Origin of the sequence: Flavobacterium sp., assembly GCF_041392005.1 — a bacterium.
Taxonomy (GTDB): domain Bacteria; phylum Bacteroidota; class Bacteroidia; order Flavobacteriales; family Flavobacteriaceae; genus Flavobacterium.
The window spans coordinates 45,947-66,679 of sequence record NZ_JAWKMX010000008.1 but is presented as its reverse complement, the minus strand read 5'-3'; the positions used below and the strand labels follow the sequence as shown (position 1 = coordinate 66,679).

General features: G+C 29.8%; 23 protein-coding genes and 1 tRNA gene. 13 read left to right on the top strand and 11 right to left on the bottom strand.

Features of this window, described 5'->3' with window-relative positions:
• Window positions 1–4 precede the first annotated feature (4 nt).
• The 6 genes from rmuC (at window position 5) to R2808_RS05950 (ending at window position 5,807) form a co-directional block, all read left to right on the top strand.
• The gene (gene rmuC, locus R2808_RS05975) at window positions 5–1,372 is read left to right on the top strand and encodes a DNA recombination protein RmuC (protein ID WP_371270047.1); all 1,368 of its coding nucleotides are present in this window, start codon (window positions 5–7) and stop codon (window positions 1,370–1,372) included.
• Between the two features lie 4 nt (window positions 1,373–1,376).
• Window positions 1,377–1,763 carry a 6-phosphogluconate dehydrogenase gene (locus R2808_RS05970; protein WP_371270046.1) on the top strand — a complete coding sequence of 129 codons (387 nt, stop codon included), beginning with the start codon at window positions 1,377–1,379 and terminating at the stop codon, window positions 1,761–1,763.
• Window positions 1,760–2,311: an acyl-CoA thioesterase gene (locus tag R2808_RS05965; protein WP_371270045.1), complete on the top strand. Its 552-nt coding sequence runs from the start codon at window positions 1,760–1,762 to the stop codon at window positions 2,309–2,311. The genes R2808_RS05970 and R2808_RS05965 overlap by 4 nt, the downstream gene beginning before the upstream one ends.
• A 55-nt stretch (window positions 2,312–2,366) precedes the next feature.
• Window positions 2,367–3,512 (top strand): hypothetical protein, encoded by a 1,146-nt coding sequence (locus tag R2808_RS05960; RefSeq protein WP_371270044.1) that lies wholly within the window; start codon window positions 2,367–2,369, stop codon window positions 3,510–3,512.
• Window positions 3,513–3,531: 19 nt separating this feature from the next.
• Window positions 3,532–5,601 (top strand): FG-GAP-like repeat-containing protein, encoded by a 2,070-nt coding sequence (locus R2808_RS05955; protein ID WP_371270043.1) that lies wholly within the window; start codon window positions 3,532–3,534, stop codon window positions 5,599–5,601.
• A gap of 62 nt (window positions 5,602–5,663) precedes the next feature.
• A complete protein-coding gene (locus R2808_RS05950; RefSeq protein WP_371270041.1) occupies window positions 5,664–5,807 on the top strand; it encodes an SsrA-binding protein in 144 nt (47 codons plus the stop codon).
• Here R2808_RS05950 and R2808_RS05945 read toward each other — a convergent pair.
• Window positions 5,804–6,313: an adenine phosphoribosyltransferase gene (locus tag R2808_RS05945; RefSeq protein WP_371270040.1), complete on the bottom strand. Its 510-nt coding sequence runs from the start codon at window positions 6,311–6,313 to the stop codon at window positions 5,804–5,806. The two genes, R2808_RS05950 and R2808_RS05945, sit on opposite strands and share 4 nt — an antisense overlap.
• 72 nt (window positions 6,314–6,385) lie before the next feature.
• Between R2808_RS05945 and R2808_RS05940 the strand changes: the two genes are divergently transcribed.
• Window positions 6,386–6,459: transfer RNA gene (locus R2808_RS05940), tRNA-Arg, on the top strand.
• Between the two features lie 52 nt (window positions 6,460–6,511).
• Here R2808_RS05940 and R2808_RS05935 read toward each other — a convergent pair.
• The gene (locus R2808_RS05935) at window positions 6,512–7,366 is read right to left on the bottom strand and encodes a hypothetical protein (protein WP_371270039.1); all 855 of its coding nucleotides are present in this window, start codon (window positions 7,364–7,366) and stop codon (window positions 6,512–6,514) included.
• Between the two features lie 327 nt (window positions 7,367–7,693).
• Between R2808_RS05935 and R2808_RS05930 the strand changes: the two genes are divergently transcribed.
• The 6 genes from R2808_RS05930 to R2808_RS05905 all read left to right on the top strand — a co-directional run bounded on the left by R2808_RS05930 (window position 7,694) and on the right by R2808_RS05905 (window position 11,287).
• Complete coding sequence (locus R2808_RS05930) at window positions 7,694–7,894, top strand: hypothetical protein (RefSeq protein WP_371270038.1); 201 nt, start codon at window positions 7,694–7,696, stop codon at window positions 7,892–7,894.
• 85 nt (window positions 7,895–7,979) lie between these two features.
• Window positions 7,980–9,605: a tetratricopeptide repeat protein gene (locus R2808_RS05925; protein ID WP_371270037.1), complete on the top strand. Its 1,626-nt coding sequence runs from the start codon at window positions 7,980–7,982 to the stop codon at window positions 9,603–9,605.
• Complete coding sequence (locus R2808_RS05920; RefSeq protein ID WP_371270036.1) at window positions 9,598–10,263, top strand: response regulator transcription factor; 666 nt, start codon at window positions 9,598–9,600, stop codon at window positions 10,261–10,263. The genes R2808_RS05925 and R2808_RS05920 overlap by 8 nt, the downstream gene beginning before the upstream one ends.
• A gap of 98 nt (window positions 10,264–10,361) precedes the next feature.
• Complete coding sequence (locus R2808_RS05915) at window positions 10,362–10,592, top strand: hypothetical protein (protein WP_371270035.1); 231 nt, start codon at window positions 10,362–10,364, stop codon at window positions 10,590–10,592.
• A 1-nt stretch (window position 10,593) separates the two neighbouring features.
• Complete coding sequence (yidD, locus tag R2808_RS05910) at window positions 10,594–10,878, top strand: membrane protein insertion efficiency factor YidD (protein ID WP_371270034.1); 285 nt, start codon at window positions 10,594–10,596, stop codon at window positions 10,876–10,878.
• 43 nt (window positions 10,879–10,921) lie between these two features.
• Window positions 10,922–11,287: a DUF4359 domain-containing protein gene (locus R2808_RS05905; RefSeq protein WP_371270033.1), complete on the top strand. Its 366-nt coding sequence runs from the start codon at window positions 10,922–10,924 to the stop codon at window positions 11,285–11,287.
• 234 nt (window positions 11,288–11,521) lie between these two features.
• Here R2808_RS05905 and R2808_RS05900 read toward each other — a convergent pair whose 3' ends face one another.
• From R2808_RS05900 to R2808_RS05860, 9 genes are all read right to left on the bottom strand, one after another.
• The gene (locus tag R2808_RS05900) at window positions 11,522–12,325 is read right to left on the bottom strand and encodes an endonuclease/exonuclease/phosphatase family protein (RefSeq protein WP_371270032.1); all 804 of its coding nucleotides are present in this window, start codon (window positions 12,323–12,325) and stop codon (window positions 11,522–11,524) included.
• On the bottom strand, window positions 12,313–12,531 hold the full coding sequence (locus tag R2808_RS05895; protein ID WP_371270031.1) for a hypothetical protein: 219 nt from the start codon (window positions 12,529–12,531) through the stop codon (window positions 12,313–12,315). Before R2808_RS05895 ends, R2808_RS05900 begins: the two co-directional genes overlap by 13 nt.
• A gap of 6 nt (window positions 12,532–12,537) precedes the next feature.
• Window positions 12,538–13,176: a DUF6759 domain-containing protein gene (locus R2808_RS05890; protein ID WP_371270030.1), complete on the bottom strand. Its 639-nt coding sequence runs from the start codon at window positions 13,174–13,176 to the stop codon at window positions 12,538–12,540.
• Between the two features lie 11 nt (window positions 13,177–13,187).
• Window positions 13,188–13,694 (bottom strand): hypothetical protein, encoded by a 507-nt coding sequence (locus R2808_RS05885; RefSeq protein ID WP_371270029.1) that lies wholly within the window; start codon window positions 13,692–13,694, stop codon window positions 13,188–13,190.
• A gap of 1 nt (window position 13,695) precedes the next feature.
• Window positions 13,696–15,408 carry a nucleoside recognition domain-containing protein gene (locus tag R2808_RS05880; RefSeq protein WP_371270028.1) on the bottom strand — a complete coding sequence of 571 codons (1,713 nt, stop codon included), beginning with the start codon at window positions 15,406–15,408 and terminating at the stop codon, window positions 13,696–13,698.
• A complete protein-coding gene (locus R2808_RS05875) occupies window positions 15,409–16,797 on the bottom strand; it encodes a DUF4407 domain-containing protein (protein ID WP_371270027.1) in 1,389 nt (462 codons plus the stop codon). It abuts the gene before it with no gap.
• Between the two features lie 221 nt (window positions 16,798–17,018).
• Window positions 17,019–18,029: a DUF4407 domain-containing protein gene (locus tag R2808_RS05870; RefSeq protein ID WP_371270026.1), complete on the bottom strand. Its 1,011-nt coding sequence runs from the start codon at window positions 18,027–18,029 to the stop codon at window positions 17,019–17,021.
• Window positions 18,026–18,451 carry a hypothetical protein gene (locus R2808_RS05865; protein WP_371270025.1) on the bottom strand — a complete coding sequence of 142 codons (426 nt, stop codon included), beginning with the start codon at window positions 18,449–18,451 and terminating at the stop codon, window positions 18,026–18,028. Before R2808_RS05865 ends, R2808_RS05870 begins: the two co-directional genes overlap by 4 nt.
• A 382-nt stretch (window positions 18,452–18,833) precedes the next feature.
• On the bottom strand, window positions 18,834–20,537 hold the full coding sequence (locus tag R2808_RS05860) for a T9SS type A sorting domain-containing protein (RefSeq protein ID WP_371270024.1): 1,704 nt from the start codon (window positions 20,535–20,537) through the stop codon (window positions 18,834–18,836).
• Window positions 20,538–20,733 lie beyond the last annotated feature (196 nt).

Below are 20,733 nucleotides of genomic sequence, written 5' to 3'. Positions count from 1 at the left end.
GTTAATGATAATTTACATTATTTCCATAGTTGCCTTTTTTTTAGCTTTAGCAATAGGTTTTTTTATTGGAAAAAACATTACAAAAACTGAAAATAAAGCCGAATTAAGCATTTTAGAAGAACGAAATGCTAGTTTTCAAAACCAGATACATCAATTAAAAGAGCAATTTTTGGTGGAAAAAAATCAGCTTGAAAAAACAGTTGAAAAAATAACCGAAGAAAAGCAGCATCTTCAAACCGAAAAAGAATCGTTAGCCATTCATTTAGCTAAAAAAGAAAATGATTTTGATAATTTATTAGAACGAAACAAAGAACAAAAACAAGAATTAACAGACGTTCAAGAAAAATTTACCAAAGAATTTGAATTATTAGCCAATAAAATTCTGGAAGAAAAAACAACTAAGTTTACCGAGCAAAACAAAGAAAACATAAAAAATATACTAAATCCGTTACAAGAAAAAATTCAGTTGTTTGAGAAAAAAGTTGAAGATACTCACAAAGAGAGCATCGACTATCATGCCGCACTTCGCCAGCAAATTTTAGGCTTAAAAGAAATGAACGAGCAAATGAGCAAAGAAACCCTTAACCTTACTAAAGCGCTAAAAGGCGATAGCAAAATGCAAGGCAACTGGGGCGAATTAGTTTTAGAACGTGTGCTCGAAAAATCGGGATTAGAAAAAGGGCGCGAATACGAAGTACAGCAAAGTTTTACAACAGAAGACGGCAACCGCATAATGCCCGATGTAATTATTAACTTGCCCGATGGTAAAAAAATGGTTGTCGATTCTAAAGTGTCGTTAACCGCTTATGAACGTTACATAAATGAAGATGATGAAACTCAAAAAGCCATTTTCTTAAAAGAACATGTAACTTCAATAAAACGCCACGTAGAACAGCTAGGCGATAAAAACTATCAGGATATTTACCAAATGGAAAGCCCCGATTTTGTGCTGCTTTTTATACCAATTGAACCCGCTTTTGCCATTGCTTTAAACGAAGAAAACTCGCTTTACAATAAAGCTTTTGAAAAAAATATTGTAATTGTTACTCCTTCTACCCTTTTGGCTACTCTTCGTACGATTGATAGTATGTGGACCAACCAAAAACAACAAGAAAATGCCATTGAAATTGCACGACAAGCCGGTGCATTGTACGATAAGTTTGAAGGATTTGTTCAAGATTTAGTTAAAATTGGCAAAAAAATGGACGAAGCCAAAGTTGAATACGGCAGCGCTATGAACAAACTTGTTGAAGGTAGAGGCAATTTAATAACCAGCGTAGAAAAACTTAAAAAAATGGGAGCAAAAGCAAAAAAATCGCTTCCAGAAAATATTATTAAACGCGCAAACGAAAACAAAACTTTAGAAAATTAAAACTATGGCAAAATTTAAGAAAATTTTATTTTATGTAATTCTATTCTTTACATTGGGTTTTATAGCCTACACAGCATTTGTATATTATGTTCCATATAGCGAAGGTACACGTTCTGGAGAGCTCATTAAAATAAGTAAAAAAGGATATTTAGTAAAAACGTGGGAAGGCGAAATAAGCCAAGGGATTTCTGGCGCCCAAATTTTTCGATTTTCCGTAGAAAGTAACAAAACTTCTATTATTGATAAATTACAAGAATACCAAGGCTATTACGTAAAAGTACAATATATGGAACGCTATCGGTCTTTCTTTTGGCTAGGCGATACTACTTATTTTATTACATCGGTAGAAAAAGAACAATCGCCACACTTTAATCAAAAAGGAAACGAATGAAAAAAAGCAATTCTGTAAACGCATCAAAAGTAACCTTATCCGAGTTAATGCTACCTTCGCATTCTAATTTTGGTGGAAAAATTCACGGTGGTTATATTTTAAATCTAATGGATCAAATTGCTTTTGCTAGCGCTTCTAAATACTCGGGGTGTTATTGTGTAACAGCATCGGTAGATCGTGTCGATTTTTTAAACCCAATAGAAATTGGCGAATTGGTTACTTTAAAAGCATCGGTCAACTATGTAGGAAACAGCTCTATGGTTGTAGGAATTCGAGTTGATTCCGAAAACATTACATCGGGCGTAAAAAAGCATTGTAACTCTAGTTATTTTACTATGGTTGCTAAAGATGAAAAAGGAAACAACACAACTGTACCAAAACTCGAAATAACCAATTCTGAAGAAGTTCGCCGCTTTTTTGATGCTGTAAGAAAAATTAATTTACGAAAGAAAAATTTAATTCTTGAAGAAAAATTTGACCACACAAAAGAAGAAGTTGTAGTGCATTTAAAAAAATACAATGTTATTATTAACAGTATTTCTGATTAAAATACTTGCTTTGTTTTATTTTTTTTTTACATTTGTTAACATATTCCTAAAAAAAATGAAAAATAAACACACTATTTTCAACTTTTTAAAATTAAGTTTTTTTAGTTTTTTATTGGCTTCTTGTGCCGATGATGCCGATGATAAAGACATCTATATACCAACTCCCGTATCGCCTGTAACGGTCGATTTAACACAAGTTCCATATCCTAAACTATCCGATTATCATTTTTTTGATGGCGATTTAAAAAATTTAGAACCATCGCTTGATGTGTTGCCTTATGAACCTTCTAGCACATTGTTTACCGATTATGCACATAAAAAACGATTTATTTGGTTACCAAAAGGAACGAAAGCAACTTATGTTGCCGATGATAAAGTTATAGAATTACCTGTTGGCGCTGCTATTATTAAAAATTTCTACTACGATAAAATGCAACCTAATAATACCACGCAAATTATCGAAACCAGAATAATGATTCGTAAAGCAGAAGGTTGGATATTTGCTGATTATATTTGGAATCAAGAACAAACAGAAGCCTTTTTAGATTTAGACGGAAGCGTAATTAATATCACTTTTAAAGATGACAACGATGTTATAAGAACAGCTAATTACGATATTCCTAATGAAGCACAGTGTATTACCTGCCACAAAACGGTAACGTATGTTAATAACAACTTAGTTACTACTCATGTGCCAATTGCTATAAAACCGCAAAGTTTAAATTGGAATTATACCTATAAAGATGGTAGTTCGCAAAATCAACTTTTAAAATGGATTGAAGCAGGCTACTTAGATGCTACTTTTTCATTACCATCAGAACAAAACACAGTTGTAAATTATAACGACACTTCTAAACCATTAGAAGATAGAGTTCGTGCTTATGTAGATATTAATTGTGCGCATTGCCATCAAGACGAAGGTCATTGCAATTATAGACCCATGCGTTACAATTTTAGCAGCACATTTAACAACCCCACAAATATGGGGGTTTGTGTAAATACACAAGATATGCAAGATTTCCCTCCTGCATTATCAAAAATTGTTACTCCTGGAAATGTAAATAGATCAATGATGTATTATCGTATGAATACTGATAATCCTAGTTATTTAATGCCTTTACACGGACGTTCTATAATACACGAAGAAGGCGTAGCCTTAATAGAAGAATGGATTAACTCCTTACAAGGACCTTGTGAATAAAAATTAAATTTAAGTAAATATGAAAAAAAAATTACTTGTTTTCGTAGTGTTTACGCTACCTTTCTTAAACTTCGCCCAAGATGGAAACACTTGTAATACAGCGTTTCCCATTACTACCGAAGGTTTATTTGTAGTTAGCGGCGTAAACGGAACCGCACCTACATTAATTTGTGCACAAAATGGAGCACTTGGGGGCACACCCCATGGTGAATGGTATGTTTACACTCCAGATGATGATTATACTGTTACCATAACTTCTAACATTCCTCAAAACAATCCTAAAGTAGATACTCGTGTTCATGTTTATACAGGAACATGCGGAAGTTTAGCTTGCCACGCTGGAGACGATGACGGCGGTGGTGCAGCTAATGGTTATTCTTCTGTATGTAATTTTGATGTAGTTGCTGGAACAACCTATTATATTGCTTGGGATAACAGATGGTCTAGTAATGGTTTTACGTTTCAATTAATCGAAAACACATATATTCCGCCAATACCTGCTCCTGTAGAATATACTACTCAAAACTTAGCTGCTATAAACAGCTCATATAATATTTGTGTGGTCGATATGGACGGCGACTATAAAGATGACATTGTTGGTATAAACGCTAATAGTTTAAAAATTAACTACCAAACAACTCCTGGAAATTTTACAGCGGCTACTTATACCATTGCTGGAACAAGTAAAATGCCTAGTTGGAGTATGGCAGCTGGCGATCACAACAAAGATGGTTATAACGATTTAATTTTAGGAAGCGGAAGTGGCTTAAGCGTTTGGAGTTCGAACTATAATGGTTCTACTTTAACTTATTCAAATTTTTCGCCAAGCGATTATATATTTTGCCAAAGAACCAATTTTGCCGATTTAAATAACGATGGAAACCTAGATGTTTTTTCTTGTCACGATATTGATGCTAATGTATATTATTTAAACGACGGAAGTAGTAATTTTACCTATTACCAATGTGGCAATACACCAGGGGCAATGAATTTAGGAAGCATTACAGGTAATTATGCAACCTTATTTACCGATTTTGATAACGATGGCGACACCGATGTATTCATTTCAAAATGCTCTGGACCAGCTTGCGAGCTTCATAGAAACAATGGCGATGGAACATATACCGATATTTCTGCCGTTGCACAAATAAACATTACGCCTATTCAAACGTGGTCTTCTGCAATTGCAGATTTCGATAACGATGGCGATATGGATATTATTATTACCGCTAGTGCTGGAAACCATAATTATTTTAGAAACAATTTAGACACTACCAATACAACTGAAGAAGCCTATACTAATATAACTTCTGGTTCGGGCTGGGATATTAATGCCGATAAAAACATTGATAATATTGCTTACGATTTTGATAACGACGGTTATGTAGATGTGCTTGGTGGCGGAAATAAAATTATGTTTAATAATGATGGAAATGGAACATTTTCAGAATCTGTATATAGCAGTGGAATTACTGTTGGTGCGGTTGGCGATTTAAATAACGACGGCTTTTTAGACATTCAAAACGGTAGTACTATTCGATATGCTATTCCTAATGGAAACAATTGGATAAAAATTGGTCTAGATGGTGTGGTTAGCAACAAAAACGGTATTGGTGCCAGAGTTGAAATTTACGGTAGCTGGGGAAAACAAATTAGAGACATTAGAAGTGGCGAAGGTTTTAAATATATGAGTACGCTTAATGCTCATTTTGGAATAGGAACAGCTACTGCTATTGAAGAAATAAAAATTATTTGGCCTTCTGGAACAATAGATGTTATTGAAAATCCTTCTATTAACCAATTACTAGTAGTAACAGAAGGAAACTACCCATTAAATGCTGCTACGTTTGCCGAAACATCTGCTATTGCAGTGTACCCTAATCCGGCTAATAATATGTTATTTATTTCTAATTTAGAGCTTTTTACTCCTAAAAGCATTAAAGTTTACAACACTTTAGGACAAGAAGTAATAAACCATAAAACACTTTCAAACGCTATAAATGTAACCAATCTTGAAAATGGCATTTATATTTTAAGCATTGAAACTACCGATGGCAAAAAAATTACAGAACAGTTTATTAAAAACTAAATTATAAAAAAGGTAAAAATCCGTTTCGTTACTGTAATGAAACGGATTTTTTAATTGTAATTATGTATAAATTTTTAGCAAAATTAAATACGCTTTTACTTCCTAGTTATACCAAGCGTAAATTAGATTTAGCAAAAGCTACAAAATTCCAAAAAGCAATTATTGCTTGGCGTTATTTTATTACTACGAGAGCTTTAAGCAATTAATAAGTTATTGCTGCAAAAATTGGTTTGTTACCTAACTTTTCTTTTCCATTTAAAAAAGAAAGTTCCATAATAAAATTTAACTGTACAATTTCGCCACCTAATTTTTCAACCAATTCGCATACTGCTTTAGCTGTTCCACCCGTAGCCAATACGTCATCGTGTATAAGCACTTTATCGCCTTTACTAATAGCATCTGTATGAATTTCTAAAGTATCAGTTCCGTATTCTAAATCGTAAGAAGCGGCAACCGTAGTAAAAGGTAATTTATTCGGTTTTCTAACTGGTACAAAGCCTGCGTTTAATTTCTGAGCTAGCAAACTCCCCAAAAAGAAACCTCTACTTTCTACTGCTACTACTTTATCTATTTTAATAGGTATTGCATTTACTAATTCATTTACACAATACTGTGTGGCTTCATAATTTAGCAGCATAGGAGTTATGTCTTTAAACAAAATTCCCTTTTTTGGAAAGTCTTGAATATCACGAATATAGTTTTTAAGTTGCATTTTTTTATATTTTTTTCATTATTTGGTTTGCAAGTTAATCAATTCTTTTTATATTTGCACCCACAAAATAACGGCCTCGTGGCGCAACTGAATAGCGCATCTGATTACGGCTCAGAAGGTTACAGGTTTGAATCCTGTCGAGGTCACTAAAAAAATCCTTAATTTCTTAATTGGTAAGATTTTAAGGATTTTTTTTATCTAAAACTTTTTTAAATAGTTATTGTTTTTTACATACTTGTTAACTATATATTCGCTTACTTGTTTTAAAGCCTTGCCTGTTTCTGGATGCACGCCATGAGTATTAAAAAACTCGGGTTTTCCATTTACTTTTGCGTACCAATATAGTGGTTTTCCATTTTTAAAAAATTGAGTTGTATCTGAAACTTCAACTTTAATTAATTTACTTTGTTCTTCGTTAAAAGGAATAATATTGTGCTGTTTAATTAAATTGTCTTCGTTGCTATTGCAATCTACCACTTCATAATGATTGTTTTGCCATTGCATACATTGCGGCTCGGGTAATATAATATTTTTTGTAGTATAACCAATTGACGTAATTCCGATTACTCCTAGCAATCCAATTCCAATTTTTTTTACAATTGTATGTTTTAATTTATTACGATTTTTATAAGAATGCTTTACTCCTATTTTATGTTTTTCCTCATTAATTAACGCTTCATTTGGCAGTGGTTTTGAAATAAAATAGCGAAAAGGTCTTGGGTTAAAATTTACTAATAATGCAGCAATATTTATAGCTTCAATATCAGCCAAATCGGTTTCGCCTTTAAAAAAAGTTTCAATTGGTCTAAACTTATCGGTTTGCAGTTTTAGTTTGTTTCTATTATTTACGTCATATTCAAAACCAAAAACTAAACTAAAACTTAATTTATCTTCTATATTATTCGATTCTTTTAATCGTTCTTCACATAATTGTCGTAGCCTTGCTCTTGATAAATGAATTAAAAAACTAGAGTATTTTCCACTTTTTTCAATTTCATAATGCGCTTTTATGGCATTTTTATAAGCTTCTAAACTTTCAGTTTTTGTTATCATATTGGAATTTTTAGGAATCGTTAGGATTTTTCGGAATTTCAGGAATTCCTTATAAACACTCAAGCAAAAACGCTATTTCTTTGCGTCAGAATCAGTTTTTGTTTAACTAGCTATTACAACAAATGTACAAAACTGATTTTAAAAAAGTGTGGCACTACAGAACCGAATTTTTAGTATGGGAAGTATAAACTGAAAGTTCTGTTTGGCACACTTTACTTCCCAAAAAACTATACGAGTACTCAAAAACCATTAGGATAATTATCCTAAAAAGCTGAATTCGAAAAATTTCGGACAGCCAAACGTATGTTCAATTTTAAAGTTTATAAAATGAAAAAAATAAAAATAGTAGTTATAATAGCTATAGGAAGTTTTGCCGTTTCATGTACAGCAGATACTGATGTTGTACCCGCATCAAAATCAAATTTTGATACCAACAATTACAATTATTTGTTACTTCAAAAAACAGCCGATTCTACCGCGCAAGGCGATACAGGCGGGCAAAGTGGTTCGACACCAATTAGACCTTAATTTTTTTAGAAAAATAAAAATTATTATCTATTTTCGGGGAATGGTAATTACGAAAATCCATTTCCCGTTTTTTTATCTTATACTTTTGATTTTCAGCTTGTTTGCTTGCGAATCGAATATACAAAATAATTCTTTATACTTAAATTCTTATAATAAAGCCGAAGAATTATTTGATGCTGCAAAATATGATGCTGCATTTTACTACTATCAAAAAACAAAACTACTGTGCGAAAGCGAAAATGATTTTGAAAACATTATGTATCCCATTTTAATGATGTCGGAAATTCAACGCATAAAAAATGACTATTCGGGCTGCGAAGAAACCGTTACCGAAGCTTTAAAATATGTTACTAAAAACACTAAAAAAAGCTATATTACTTTTATATACAATAATTTAGGCATAGCATTATTAGAACAAGCTAATTACAACGAAGCACAAAAGTATTATGAAAAAAGTTTAGCAATTACTTCTGATGCTGTTTCAAAATGTATTATACAAAATAATATAGCGTATAGTTATATTAAACAAAAGAAATTTGGAAAAGCAAAAACTGTTTTAGAATCTATTTTAAACAACAATGCGTTAAAAGCTAATTTAAAAGAATATGCTAGAGTTATTGATAATTTAGGCTATGTACTGTTTCAATTAAATGATAAAAATGCACTAAACTACTTACAACTATCAAAACAACTACGAGAAAAAGAAAACGATGTATTTGGCTTAACAGCATCTTACATTCATTTTGCAGAATTTTATGAAAATAATAATCCTAATATTGCTAAAAACAACGCTTTAAAAGCCTATGAAATGGCTAAAATAACAAACAATACCGATGATAAAATAGAAGCTTTACAATTTATTACAAAACTAGCTGCTGATGACGAAGCCAAACAATTTGCATTACAAACTTTTAATTTAACCGATAGTATAAAACTAGTTAGACAGCGCGAAAAAAATGAGTTTGCCAAAATAAAATACGATTCTAAAGAAGCACTTAAAGAATTAAAAAAACAAAAACAGCTAAAAGAATTATTTGTAATTTCTATTATTACTGTTTTTGGACTTGCCCTTTTTATTTTTTACAGAATTAAAAAAACAAATAAACAGAAAATACGCGAAACCGCTTACCAAACCGAAACTAGAATAGCAAAAAAATTGCACGACGAATTAGCAAACGACGTACACAATGCCATTGCCTTTGCCGAAACGCAAAACCTAGAAAATTTTACTAACAAAGAAACATTATTAGAAAATTTAGAAACCATTTACAACAGAGCTCGTAATATTTCAAATGAAAATAAAAGTATCGATACCGGTACTAATTATATAGAAAAACTTAAAATAATGCTTACTACTTACAATTCAGAAAATAGAAATGTAATTATAAATTTAGCTCATTTTAATGCTTCAAAAACACCAAAAGAAATAAAAATAATTATTTACCGAGTGCTTCAAGAATTAATGGTAAATATGAAAAAACATAGCCAATGTACACTGGTAAGCATTGCTATTATACCTCAAAAAAAAGTACTACAAATTAACTATTCCGATAATGGAAAAGGAACTAATAATTTAAAAAACTTAAAAAATGGACTTCAAAATGTGGAAAACCGTATTTTTTCAATAAATGGAACTATTATCTTTGATACGTCGCCCGAAAATGGCTTTAAAGTAACAATTGAAATTCCAAAACAGCATACGTATGTTTAAAAAAGTTTTAATAGCAGAAGATTTCGACAGTATTAACATTGCGCTTAAACAATCATTAGAATCGCTTGGTATTCAAGAGATTGAATATGCAAAATATTGCGATGATGCACTATTAAAATTTAAACGAGCCAAACAAGACAATAACCCTTTCGATTTGCTAATAAGCGATTTATCGTTTGTAGAAGATTACAGAAAAGTTAACATAGCATCGGGCGAAAAACTTATTGAAGCTATAAAAAAAATAGAACCCGAACTTCCTATAATTGTATATTCTGTAGAAGACAAAAGCTATATTATTAAATCGCTTTTCGAAGAACAAAATATAAATGCTTTTGTACATAAAGGGCGAAACAGCATTAGCCAACTTAAAAAAGCTATTAATGCTCTGCTTACTAACAAAACATATATTACGCCCGAATTAGATTATTTATTACAAAACAAAAAAACAAAAGAAATAGATAGTTACGATATTTCTTTACTAAACTATTTAGCCGATGGTGTAGCAATAGAACAAATAGAAACTTTATTTAAAAAGCTAAACATTACACCAAATAGTAAAAGCTCTATCGAAAAGCGAGTGAGTAAACTTAAAGACTATTTTAAGGCTAAAAATACTCTTAATTTAATTGCTATTACAAAAGATTTAGGCATTATCTAAAAGTAGTTACTTTAAAAAAAATAATTCACTTTACGGATTTACGTAAGGAATACTCTTTTATTGGCTTTATGTTTGAATAAATTTTAATTTGAAATATTATGGAATATAAAGTAGTACCATTTGTAGCTTCAATAGATGCAAAAAAAGGCACATCTGAACATGTTGCAGAACAATTAGAAATATTAATTAAAAACTACACTAATCAAGGTTGGAAATACATTAGACTCGAAAGCGTAACAACGTTTATTCAACCAGAAAACGGTTGCTTTGGCTTTGGAGCAAAACCCGGATACACAACAACTAGACAAATGGTAGTTTTTGAAAAATAACATGAAATATAGTCTTATTTTAATTGTAAAACTATACTGGTTTTTAATACCAAAAAACAAAAGAAGAAAATGTATTTTTAAAGAATCGTGTTCAAAATTTGTTTACGAAGAAACATCAAAAAATGGATTTAATTCTGGTATTAAGGCTTTTTTATATCGATACAATACTTGTAGAGCAGGTTTTGAAATTTATACCAATCCTATTTCGGGAGAACAAGAAATGCTATTACTAAATGGAGAAATAATTCGTAACAAAGAAATAGCCGAAAGACTACTAACTAATTAAAAAAACAATTATACTTTACTTCTATAAGGTTACCTATTAAAACATGAAAACCAAACACCACATAATTATTGCATGCGTTGCGCTTGTAATGATAGCGCTTTTTACAAATCCTACTATCGAAGACTATAAGCAAAAAATAAAAGAAACTTTTACCACTTATTCTAAAAAATCGATACCTAACGATACAAAAACCGAAGAAAACACTTCAATATTGGGCAATTTCTTAGGAAAATCGCTAATAAATGCAATTGTAGAAAATGCAATTACAGTAGATAATTATTTCATTTTTTCATTAGCAAGAATAGCACACAACGGCGAAGAAAATCTAATTGCTTACGGATTTTTTGGTACTATTTTTCTTATAGATAACATAGACGAAACACTAAATAGGAGTATTAAAATTAAATAACATTAACCCGTTGGGCGTAATTAAAATTAGGTAATTATTTCCGTCAGTTTAAGTGATTTTTGATAGAAAATCGTATCGAAAACTCGGAAAAATTTCTTTCAAATCGATTCTCGACACAAAATTTTAAAAGAATTTTACTCGAATTGACGATTTGGAGTAATTGCAGCCAACGATAGTTCATTTTTAGAAGCTAAAAAATAATCTTAGTAATAACCTAAAAAGACGAATTGAAAATTATTTTACATTAAATTCAAATACTAAAGGAATATGATCCGAGATTGTTTTTGCTTTTTTTAACGATGTAAAATCTTCATAAAAATGAATAGCTTTTGTTTGCAGCACTACTAACTTGTTTTTTGCATACCAAATATTATCAAATTCAGATGCTAAACATTCTTGTTTTTTACACTGGTTTTTTAAAGTTGTTTTTTGATGAACAAATACGGGAAGATATTGCTTTTTTCGCCAAGGATTAAAAACAGAATGCGATTGCGGACAATTGAAATCGCCTACAAATATTAAATTTAGATTTGAATATTCCTCAAAAAAATATTTAAAATACTTAATCTCTGTTTCGGGTTGCATTTTTTTAGTAATTGCGTGAAAATTGACTAGAGTAAATTCTTTGCCCTCATACGCAAACGTTGCAAAAAAAGGTTCTCTATCTATTTCTTGCTTATACTTTTGCTCAAGCCAAGGTTTTTCTATTAACTTTACCTTTGAAGGTTTCCATAAAAAAGCGTAACGTTCGGTTTTGTAAGCACTTCCAGAAGTTGGGTTACTCACAACATACTCCCACTTTGCTCCCGTTCTATTTAGTTCATCTGTTAGTTTAGCCACTGCTTGTGTTCCACCAAATCCTGCAACTACTTCTTGAATAGCAACAATGTCGTAGTTTTTTATTTTCTTTGTAATGTAGGTAATTATGCTATCTGATTTTGATTGCCCAAAATTTTCTAAATTCCAAGTACAAACCGAAACTTGAGCAAAAGTTACTCCTGAAAATACTAAAACAATGAAACCAATTAGTCTTCCCATTTGCATAAAGTTAATCCTAAGGATTTAGCGCTACTTAACGATTTTTTATATAGTTTATGTTGGCAATTATTTAAACCTCTACAATTTTTAGTAAAGTGGTAGCGTTTTGCACCGTTTGAACCGCAAATATACACTTCTTTTTCTAAGGGCGAAGTTGCAGACGTTGCCAGAAACAGTAGCAAAAATAATGGGAGGAGTTTTTTCATTTCAATTTAATATCGAGTAGTTGTTATATAATAAGAAGAAGTATAATCGCCGTTTAGGCTTTCGCTTCCTGCATAATTGTAACCACAAGCTGATGCCGCAATTCTATAATTCCCGCTTAGTAGATTTATAGCTTTTGTTCTGTTTGGCAAAATTGTAATTACTTTAGATTCTGGTCCGCTATATCGAATTGTTAAATCGCAAGAAGTATCGTTTGTAATACTAATTTCTGAAATTTTGCTGTTTCCATAGCTAATTTTTTCGGAAGAAGGCATTTGCCCTGTGTTCGCATCGTTAAAAATATTCTCTACCTCTAAGTCAATAATTCGTTTTTCAAGTTCGGTAATCTTTTTATGATTTGGATTCTCTTTTATAAATTGTTTTATATCATATATTGAAAATGAATTTTTAACATCATCATAAGTTAGTGGTTTAGATACTGTTTCTACTTCTTCATAATTATAATCAATTGGAGCAGCTGCACTATCAACTACATAATAATCATCGTCAATAGAAGTAGCAGCAGAATCAATTACATAGGAATTTGCAGAATCAAAACTTTCTTCAATAATTTCAGAATCATTCCTTTCAACTTTACACGATAAAAGGAAACAAAGAGCAAAAAAGCTAAAAATAATACTTTTCATAATTTAAAAATTTAATGATAAAAAGGTGTTTCAATTGATGGTACAAACCAACTTAAAAAATGTTCAAAAACAGTTAGTAATGAAAAAGCTAAACCTACTACTAATACTAATTTAAATGTAAAATAAACAACATTATTATTTTCTAACTCAATACTAGTATTGTTCTTAGAAAAGAAAAAATTATCAATTACATCCACTATTTTATTTACAAAAAGAGTAAACAAAAAAGTAAAACCTATGTACAACAAAATTTTACCAGTGCTATATAAAAATGTATTTTGAACGGTATTAGAATAAATAACCGTTTCTATGGTATTTTCGGTAATTTCTAAAGCTGAATTTAAAAAAATAAAAAAAGGAATTAACCATGTACTTTGCCAAATTAGGAATGACCAAGATGGCTTTTCATGAGGATTAAGCTTAAACGTTTTTTGGGCTAAAAATTGTATTAATCCTAGTGCAAGAAGTAAACTAATTACTCCAACTAATATTGTAAAAAAGATACTTTGTTTGTTCATGTTATTTAGTTTTTAATGATATTCTCCAAAAATGTAAATTATTAAATTCGTTTGAAAGTTCTCCTGGCTCAACTCCTAAAGCGGTTGTTTCCCAGAAATAGTATTTTTTCCCTTTATAGTTATAATATTGACCATTTAATGGCAAGTTAATTCCTAAAATAGAGTGTAAATAATGTTCGCTACTTAAAATGGCAACATCATAATTATAATGCTTAAATATTGAATATAAAAGTAGCGTTCTTGTATCGCAATCGCCTTTTAAATGATATAAAAACTCTACAGGTGTACAAATACCAAATTCTTGATTTCCTATACATTTACCTTTATTATTTCTAAGAAATTCTCTTGTAAATGCGTCGGATTGATACGAAGCATTACAATCGTTTTCTAATACTATGTTATATGGAATATCTTGAACAAAACTAACCACCATTTTAGCAAAATCAATTTTGTTTAATTTATTAGCATAGCCTATACTGTCTAACATTGTATAAATACTACTAAAATTATTAGTATCAAATTGTTGTAGCTTATAAAGAATTTCATCATAATTTAAATTACTTCTATAACTTAACTGATTTTTATGCTGCCCCGATTTTAAATAACTACTTTGTTTTATATAATAAGTTCCTTCATATTGAGTACCATTGTAATCTTTCCAAATACGATAATGCTTAATTACTTTATCGTTTGCAATTTCTGGTTCCGAATTTTGATTATCAATAGTAGTATCTGTAATTGGTTCAATAACAGGATTTAATTCTCTTTCTGATTCAATTGGTTTAGGGTTTGGAATATAATTAGTGCTTCTATTACTGAAATTATAAATTAAGGAAATTAAAAGCCCTAAAAAGAACAAACTAATTAATCCTCTAAATATCCATTTAAGAAAAGGAGCAAGCAGATTTAGCAACCAAATTAATATGCCAAAACCTATTATATATAAAAGAGCTGGTAAAAAATTTATTAATATTGTCCCAATAATTAAAAAACCTATTATAGTTAAAATTGTTGAAAAACAGCCTTCAAAAATTCCTCCTGTGGTTGAAACAGTTTCATTCTTTTTCTCCCAATTACCCCAAACGGTATCATTATGTCGTTTACAATAATATTCGTAGCGAATATAATTGTCTTTTTCTTCTTTCTTTCCCGTTTTTACACCATTAGATATACAATAATCATTTATATTAGGTTCATCAAATATTGGTTCTTTGATAATTTCAATTATCTGAATTATTTTTTCTTCATAACTAATTTCATAATCAAAAATATAACCCGTTATCTTTCCTGTAAATGTTCCAAAAATTTCATTCCCTTCTATTTGATGTAATTTTTTATTGGATTTAAATTCACATATTTTGGGCTCAATTATACCCAATTCAAAATATTTCCCAGCCTGTTCAATATGAACTTTTAAAAGTTCAGGAAGTTTTTCTCTTGGAAATTGCTTGTTATTACATTCGTTATCAAATGGAATGTTTTTAGAAGTTTGTTTTATTTCGACTAATGCTTCATATATCTCAAAATCATAGAATTCAGCATTATAATACTCTTCTGAATACTTTAAAATACTTCCTCTATATTTTCCTTTTATACTGCCAAGAATATACGTTTTACGAGGCGTTTTTACTTCATAAGAAATCTTTTCCCATTTTAAACCATCTTCATCTATAAATGGCTCACGCTTAATTTCTGTAATTATTCGTTCTTCCATTTATTCTACATTGTTATATAATAAATCTAAAAAGTCTTTTTCAGAACTAAATTTAGATATTTCCGATTTTTGTATTGTCCTAAATGGTGGGTTTTCCCAATTCTCATAAAAATCTATTTTCTCAGGTTGTAGTTCTTCTTTAATTTCTTTTAAAATAGTTTGGTAACGAAATTTATTTATTTCTTTAATTTTTAAAAGTTTTACCAATAATTTATTTAAAACTTCATTATTAACTTTATCAATTTTCTCTTCTAATACTTGAGAATAATGTCGTCTAAATTCATTATAATTATCAATAACTAATTGTTCTTCGATTTCTCTTTTTAAAACATAAAACCTTTTGTTTCTCACTAAGAATTTCAACCGAATAGGATATAAAAAAACGAGTATTACAACAAGCGTTATAATCCAAGATAAAGCATTTTCGTGCAACAACAATTTAATTCTCTGAATGTAAAAATTGCTTTTTGAAAGTAACTTTTCTAAATTGTTATAGTTATTTATTTTAGCTGAAATTATTTTGTTTAATTGTTCTTTGTATGAGTTAAATTCGTTTTCAATTTTAGCATTCGACAATAAAACATTTTGCAATTCTGCTTGATAATTCAAATCACTTTGTACTTCTAATTGTAATAGATTATGCAATTCATTAACTAAAGAATCTTGTTTTTTATTAACCTTAGTAAAAAGTGGTTTTACATCGCATTTTTTTAAAGAATCTAAAAGTGAAAAAGCTTTTGTTATAAAAACTTTATCTAAATTTATTTTTGAATTGAAATCTGTAAGTTTATTGTTGACTAAATTGAGTTCTTGTTCGTCTAGTTTCAATCTAATTACTCTTTCAAAATCTTCCTTTACTCTTATTTCATCTGATATAAATAAACTATCGGCAACAATTGTCATATTCGCTTTTTGCAATTGTTTAAATTTTTCTAAACTGGGTTCTATAGATTTCGATAAAAAATACACATTAATAGGTTGTGCAATAATTATAGCCATTAATGTCATAAAACCTAAACGTAAAAACATTGACGGAGTAAAAAAACGAGTATGATTTTTTTCGTCAGTAATAAATGTTTTATCTTTTACTTTATATTTATTTGGCAATGTTGGTGGCGAAATAGTGTATAACAACAACAAATAAATTATTGTAATAATAGATGCCCATAAAATTCCAAAAGGTGTACTTATTAATGGATTTTCATTAAAAAGTGAGTAAGTAAAAGTTGTTGCACTAACAAAACATCCTATAAAAATTAGCATTACAAAAAATCCGATTACTGCAAAATGAACTTTAAGAGAAGTTGCACATTTTTTTAAAATATAGCCATCTTCTCCTGAAAAAGTGGTAAGTGTTAATCGTATGTTTTCTATAAAACTATTCTTCATTTTGTATTGGCTTGATGTAATTTTCTAAATTTTCATCAATCTTTTTCATCTCCTGCTCTTTATACTTATTTACAGCATAATCAGTAAGTTCTTTTTGAATTTCAGTAAGTTTTATTTTCTCATATATTAAGCGATGGGCTTCATGATTAATAACTAAATGACGTTCAATACCTTCTTTATCTTTATAAAAATCATATTTAACTTCTATACCTTTTCAGCTTTTATAAGTCATCTCTATTCTCGGCTAAATAATCATAAGGTGACTTAATTAACATTAGTTTGAAAAACACAGGAGTTAATTCAATTGCCATAAACAATAAGGTTATAAAAATTGAAATCCATGTACCTGCAACCTTATGAGCTAGTTGAATTCTTTGTGACAATCCATCCAATCCTGATGCTACTCTTTGAGAAACTTGCTCAATTTCCTCTTTACCTCCTTGAAGTTCAATTTTTTTTGCTTCAAGCGCAGCTATTTTAGGTTTATTTTCAATCTCAAAATCTAATTTTGCTTTTTTTGCTTCTTCATATAATGCTCTATTTTGAGGACACGGCTTATTTTGCATTAAACAATCTCTTAAATCCTTTCTTGCAATCCCTTCATTTTTAATTAATTCATTAAACAATTCATCTATATTTTTTAAATCTTTATTAATTCTTTCAATTTCTGGTGAAGATATTTTTGAAGTAGCCTCTTTCATTTTTAATTCTTCTGCCTTTTGCAATTTGTAAAGCTCTACATTAATCTCTGTCTGAAACATTCTAATCTCAATTGGCTTTGAAATGGTTATAGCTATAATTGCTCCCATTAAAATACGTGGAATTGCTCCTTTTAACTCATCCCAAGTAATTTTTTCCGTACCATCTCCCTTTCCTGTACTGGTCACAATAAAACGGTCGATATTAAAAATAATTAATCCCCAAATCAATCCAAAAACAATTGACATTAATAGAGTTGGAATATCTAAAGGAATATAATTAGGGTTTTCAATAACTGTTTTGGTTTTATCTAAAACGTCTGAAGCTTTAGGAGAAAATATAGTATAAAAAGCATATCCACCAGCTAAACCAGCCATAACACCTGTTGCAAAAACGATTCCTCCCAAACACATATATTTAATTTGATCAGAATAGGTTGCTCTTTCTAATAAATAACGGTCACCCCCTGCGCATTTCCATAAAAAACGCATAATAGAGCCTGATTTGGGTAATTCATAATAATCTCGTTTCATAAATAGTTGTTTTGGTTGAATTTATCTAGTTTTAAAGTAATATTTTGTCTTTTTAATTTTACAATTTCAAATTTGACATTACTGTTTTTTAAGTCAAATGTTCGTTGTAAATTAATAATCTGTAAATCGGAATGGTGATTGTATCCCAAATTTAATTCTTGACTTTTTATTTTAAAATTTGAGAAATTAGTTTTCAAAGAAGGGTCAATTTCTATTTGTTTCTTGTAGTTTTTAAATAAACCTATTGCTTCAAAATCAATTTTATGATTATGAGGTTTTAAATAAATTATTTTTTTACCATCATATAAATAATTTGTTCTATTAATCCTAAAATACAAGGCATTTGTAAATGAAAAATTCATTAATAGAAAATCATCTTCAGCATGAGGATTTGAGATATAATCAAACTCTATTTTTTGCAATGTTTTATTCTTTTTAAATAAAATTTGGATAATTTTAATTAAAACAGATGAATAAAATTTGAAAAAAAATAATGTGTTTTTAATCATAATTATTTGATTATTATAATGATTAAATGTAAAGGTTTATAAATTAGTAACCAAAACTATGTTGCATAACATTCTTTTAACAGAAATAACAACCATTTGTTTTTATAATTCTATCTACATACTATTTTTTCATAATTAAGTATTAAATTCTCTCCAAACGTATAAAAACAAAAAATGTTTTCCTTGCGGAAAACCGTAATTTGGTATTTTTTATAAATTTTTAACTAAAAAAGCAACATACTAGTATGTTGCTTTTTGTGTGAAAATTAGTGGTTAAGTAGTTTGTTTTTTAGTATTATAGTTTAATCAATTTTTGAGTTGCAATGGTACCATTTTCATCTTTTACTTGTAGTATATAAGTGCCCGATGGTAGTATGGTAACGTCTGCATTTACTATTTGTGTATTTACTTGAGAGAAAACTTTTCTACCTTGTAAATTGTAAATATCTAAAGCAACTATTTTATTTTTTGAATTGATATTTAAAGTTGATTGTACAGGATTTGGATAAACTAACAAATCGTTTATTGCATTAAACGTTGCAGCATTTAAAGTAGCTTCAAAATCGAACTTTGTAATATATACAAAAGATTGTGGTGTTGCATTTCCTTCTGTAGTAGATGGATTGGTGTAATCAAATGCAGCCACTCCTCTACTCGAACCTATTCCTATAAATTTAGTAGCATCTAAAGTTTGAACAAATGGATTGCTTTGTGCTTGAACGCCTTGTATTAAATAAATACTCGAGAAATTTAAACTTGAATCAAGTTTTAAATAATACGCATCGGCATTTGTTGCCGAAGCGGCATAATTATTACCATCTAATGTAATATTTTGAAACAAACCTGCTAAAACTAAAGAACCATCATCTGTTATTACAATATCTTTAATGGTATCTAAATTTGATGTTGTTCCAGGAATTACAAAAGAATTAACATAAGTACCCTCTGTAGTAAATTTTGAAATATAAGCTTCTTGTCCTCCTGCAGAAGTAAAACTATTAGTTCCTGTGCTCGATGGATCTAAATCGACTGTTGCGTTAAAACCGCCACCTACATATAAATCTGTTCCGTTTACTAGTATTTTTTCTGGTGTATCGGAACCCGTGCTACCATAATTTAACCCCCATATATAATTGCCATCAACATCGTATTTTGCAACAAATGTATCGTAACTTCCTGCAGTTGTTCTTATATCGGTTGTTGCATCGTCTGGATCTAAATCGATTGTTCCTTGAAAACGCCCTACTACATAAATATTTCCATTTTCATCTAAATCCATATTCATAATTTTCTTATTCGATGTACCGTCTAGTGTTTTTACCCAAATAAAATTACCATCGTTATCTAGCTTTACAATAAAAGAATCGCTGCTTCCAGTAGCTATGTGTATTTCTTCTGCAGCACCTGGGTCAAAATCGAGATATACATAACTTCCCGCTAAGTAAATATTTCCATTAGCATCTATTTTTATGGTAGAAACATCGTCGTGAGGACCACCAGAAGGAGAGCTCATTTGTTTTGCCCAAACAAAATCTCCAGCGGCATCTAGTTTTATTAAAAAAACATCTCTATTTGCAAATGTAGAAGTTACACTTAAACTAACTACGGCATCGCTAGGGTCTGCATCTAAAGCATTACTGCCTGCGCCCATAAAATAGCCCGTTAAATAATAATTACCATCACTATCTTGTGCGGTATCTATTAATACTTCGTCTAAACCACCACCAAATTGTTTAATCCACTCTATAGCACCCGTTTGCGATAATTTTATTAAAGCGCCATCTGCGTTTCCGCCTTTATGAGTTATTGGAAAATCGCCTGTTAAACTTCCGCCTAATAAAGTAGAAATTGCGTATCCGCCGTCGTTTAATTTTGTTATTCTTTGTGGCGAGTTTACGCCGCTATCGCCAACAAATTGGCTTCCGTAATAATTTTGTGCGTTTGTTTCTAAATACATTAAAGAAATAATTAAAGAAACTAATAGTACTGTTTTTTTCATGTTGTAAGGTTTTAGTTATTACACCAACAAATGTAGAATGGTATTTTACGTTATACAATTAAAGTACTTCTAAAATTCGGGAAATTTGGTAATATAAAAACATTAAAACATTGATTTACAATAATTTAATTTTTGTTACTAAAATTACAGTAATCTTAAAACAAAAGAATTATCTTTGAAAAACTAAACAAAATTT

Bases quoted from the DNA above. Each gene is read 5' to 3' on its own strand.
- rmuC (WP_371270047.1), top strand. From the start codon at position 5: ATGATAATTTACATTATTTCCATAGTTGCCTTTTTTTTAGCTTTAGCA.
- R2808_RS05970 (WP_371270046.1), top strand. From the start codon at position 1,377: ATGGCAAAATTTAAGAAAATTTTATTTTATGTAATTCTATTCTTTACA.
- R2808_RS05965 (WP_371270045.1), top strand. From the start codon at position 1,760: ATGAAAAAAAGCAATTCTGTAAACGCATCAAAAGTAACCTTATCCGAG.
- R2808_RS05960 (WP_371270044.1), top strand. From the start codon at position 2,367: ATGAAAAATAAACACACTATTTTCAACTTTTTAAAATTAAGTTTTTTT.
- R2808_RS05955 (WP_371270043.1), top strand. From the start codon at position 3,532: ATGAAAAAAAAATTACTTGTTTTCGTAGTGTTTACGCTACCTTTCTTA.
- R2808_RS05950 (WP_371270041.1), top strand. From the start codon at position 5,664: ATGTATAAATTTTTAGCAAAATTAAATACGCTTTTACTTCCTAGTTAT.
- R2808_RS05945 (WP_371270040.1), bottom strand. From the start codon at position 6,313: ATGCAACTTAAAAACTATATTCGTGATATTCAAGACTTTCCAAAAAAG.
- R2808_RS05935 (WP_371270039.1), bottom strand. From the start codon at position 7,366: ATGATAACAAAAACTGAAAGTTTAGAAGCTTATAAAAATGCCATAAAA.
- R2808_RS05930 (WP_371270038.1), top strand. From the start codon at position 7,694: ATGAAAAAAATAAAAATAGTAGTTATAATAGCTATAGGAAGTTTTGCC.
- R2808_RS05920 (WP_371270036.1), top strand. From the start codon at position 9,598: ATGTTTAAAAAAGTTTTAATAGCAGAAGATTTCGACAGTATTAACATT.
- R2808_RS05915 (WP_371270035.1), top strand. From the start codon at position 10,362: ATGGAATATAAAGTAGTACCATTTGTAGCTTCAATAGATGCAAAAAAA.
- yidD (WP_371270034.1), top strand. From the start codon at position 10,594: ATGAAATATAGTCTTATTTTAATTGTAAAACTATACTGGTTTTTAATA.
- R2808_RS05905 (WP_371270033.1), top strand. From the start codon at position 10,922: ATGAAAACCAAACACCACATAATTATTGCATGCGTTGCGCTTGTAATG.
- R2808_RS05900 (WP_371270032.1), bottom strand. From the start codon at position 12,325: ATGGGAAGACTAATTGGTTTCATTGTTTTAGTATTTTCAGGAGTAACT.
- R2808_RS05895 (WP_371270031.1), bottom strand. From the start codon at position 12,531: ATGAAAAAACTCCTCCCATTATTTTTGCTACTGTTTCTGGCAACGTCT.
- R2808_RS05890 (WP_371270030.1), bottom strand. From the start codon at position 13,176: ATGAAAAGTATTATTTTTAGCTTTTTTGCTCTTTGTTTCCTTTTATCG.
- R2808_RS05885 (WP_371270029.1), bottom strand. From the start codon at position 13,694: ATGAACAAACAAAGTATCTTTTTTACAATATTAGTTGGAGTAATTAGT.
- R2808_RS05880 (WP_371270028.1), bottom strand. From the start codon at position 15,408: ATGGAAGAACGAATAATTACAGAAATTAAGCGTGAGCCATTTATAGAT.
- R2808_RS05875 (WP_371270027.1), bottom strand. From the start codon at position 16,797: ATGAAGAATAGTTTTATAGAAAACATACGATTAACACTTACCACTTTT.
- R2808_RS05870 (WP_371270026.1), bottom strand. From the start codon at position 18,029: ATGAAACGAGATTATTATGAATTACCCAAATCAGGCTCTATTATGCGT.
- R2808_RS05860 (WP_371270024.1), bottom strand. From the start codon at position 20,537: ATGAAAAAAACAGTACTATTAGTTTCTTTAATTATTTCTTTAATGTAT.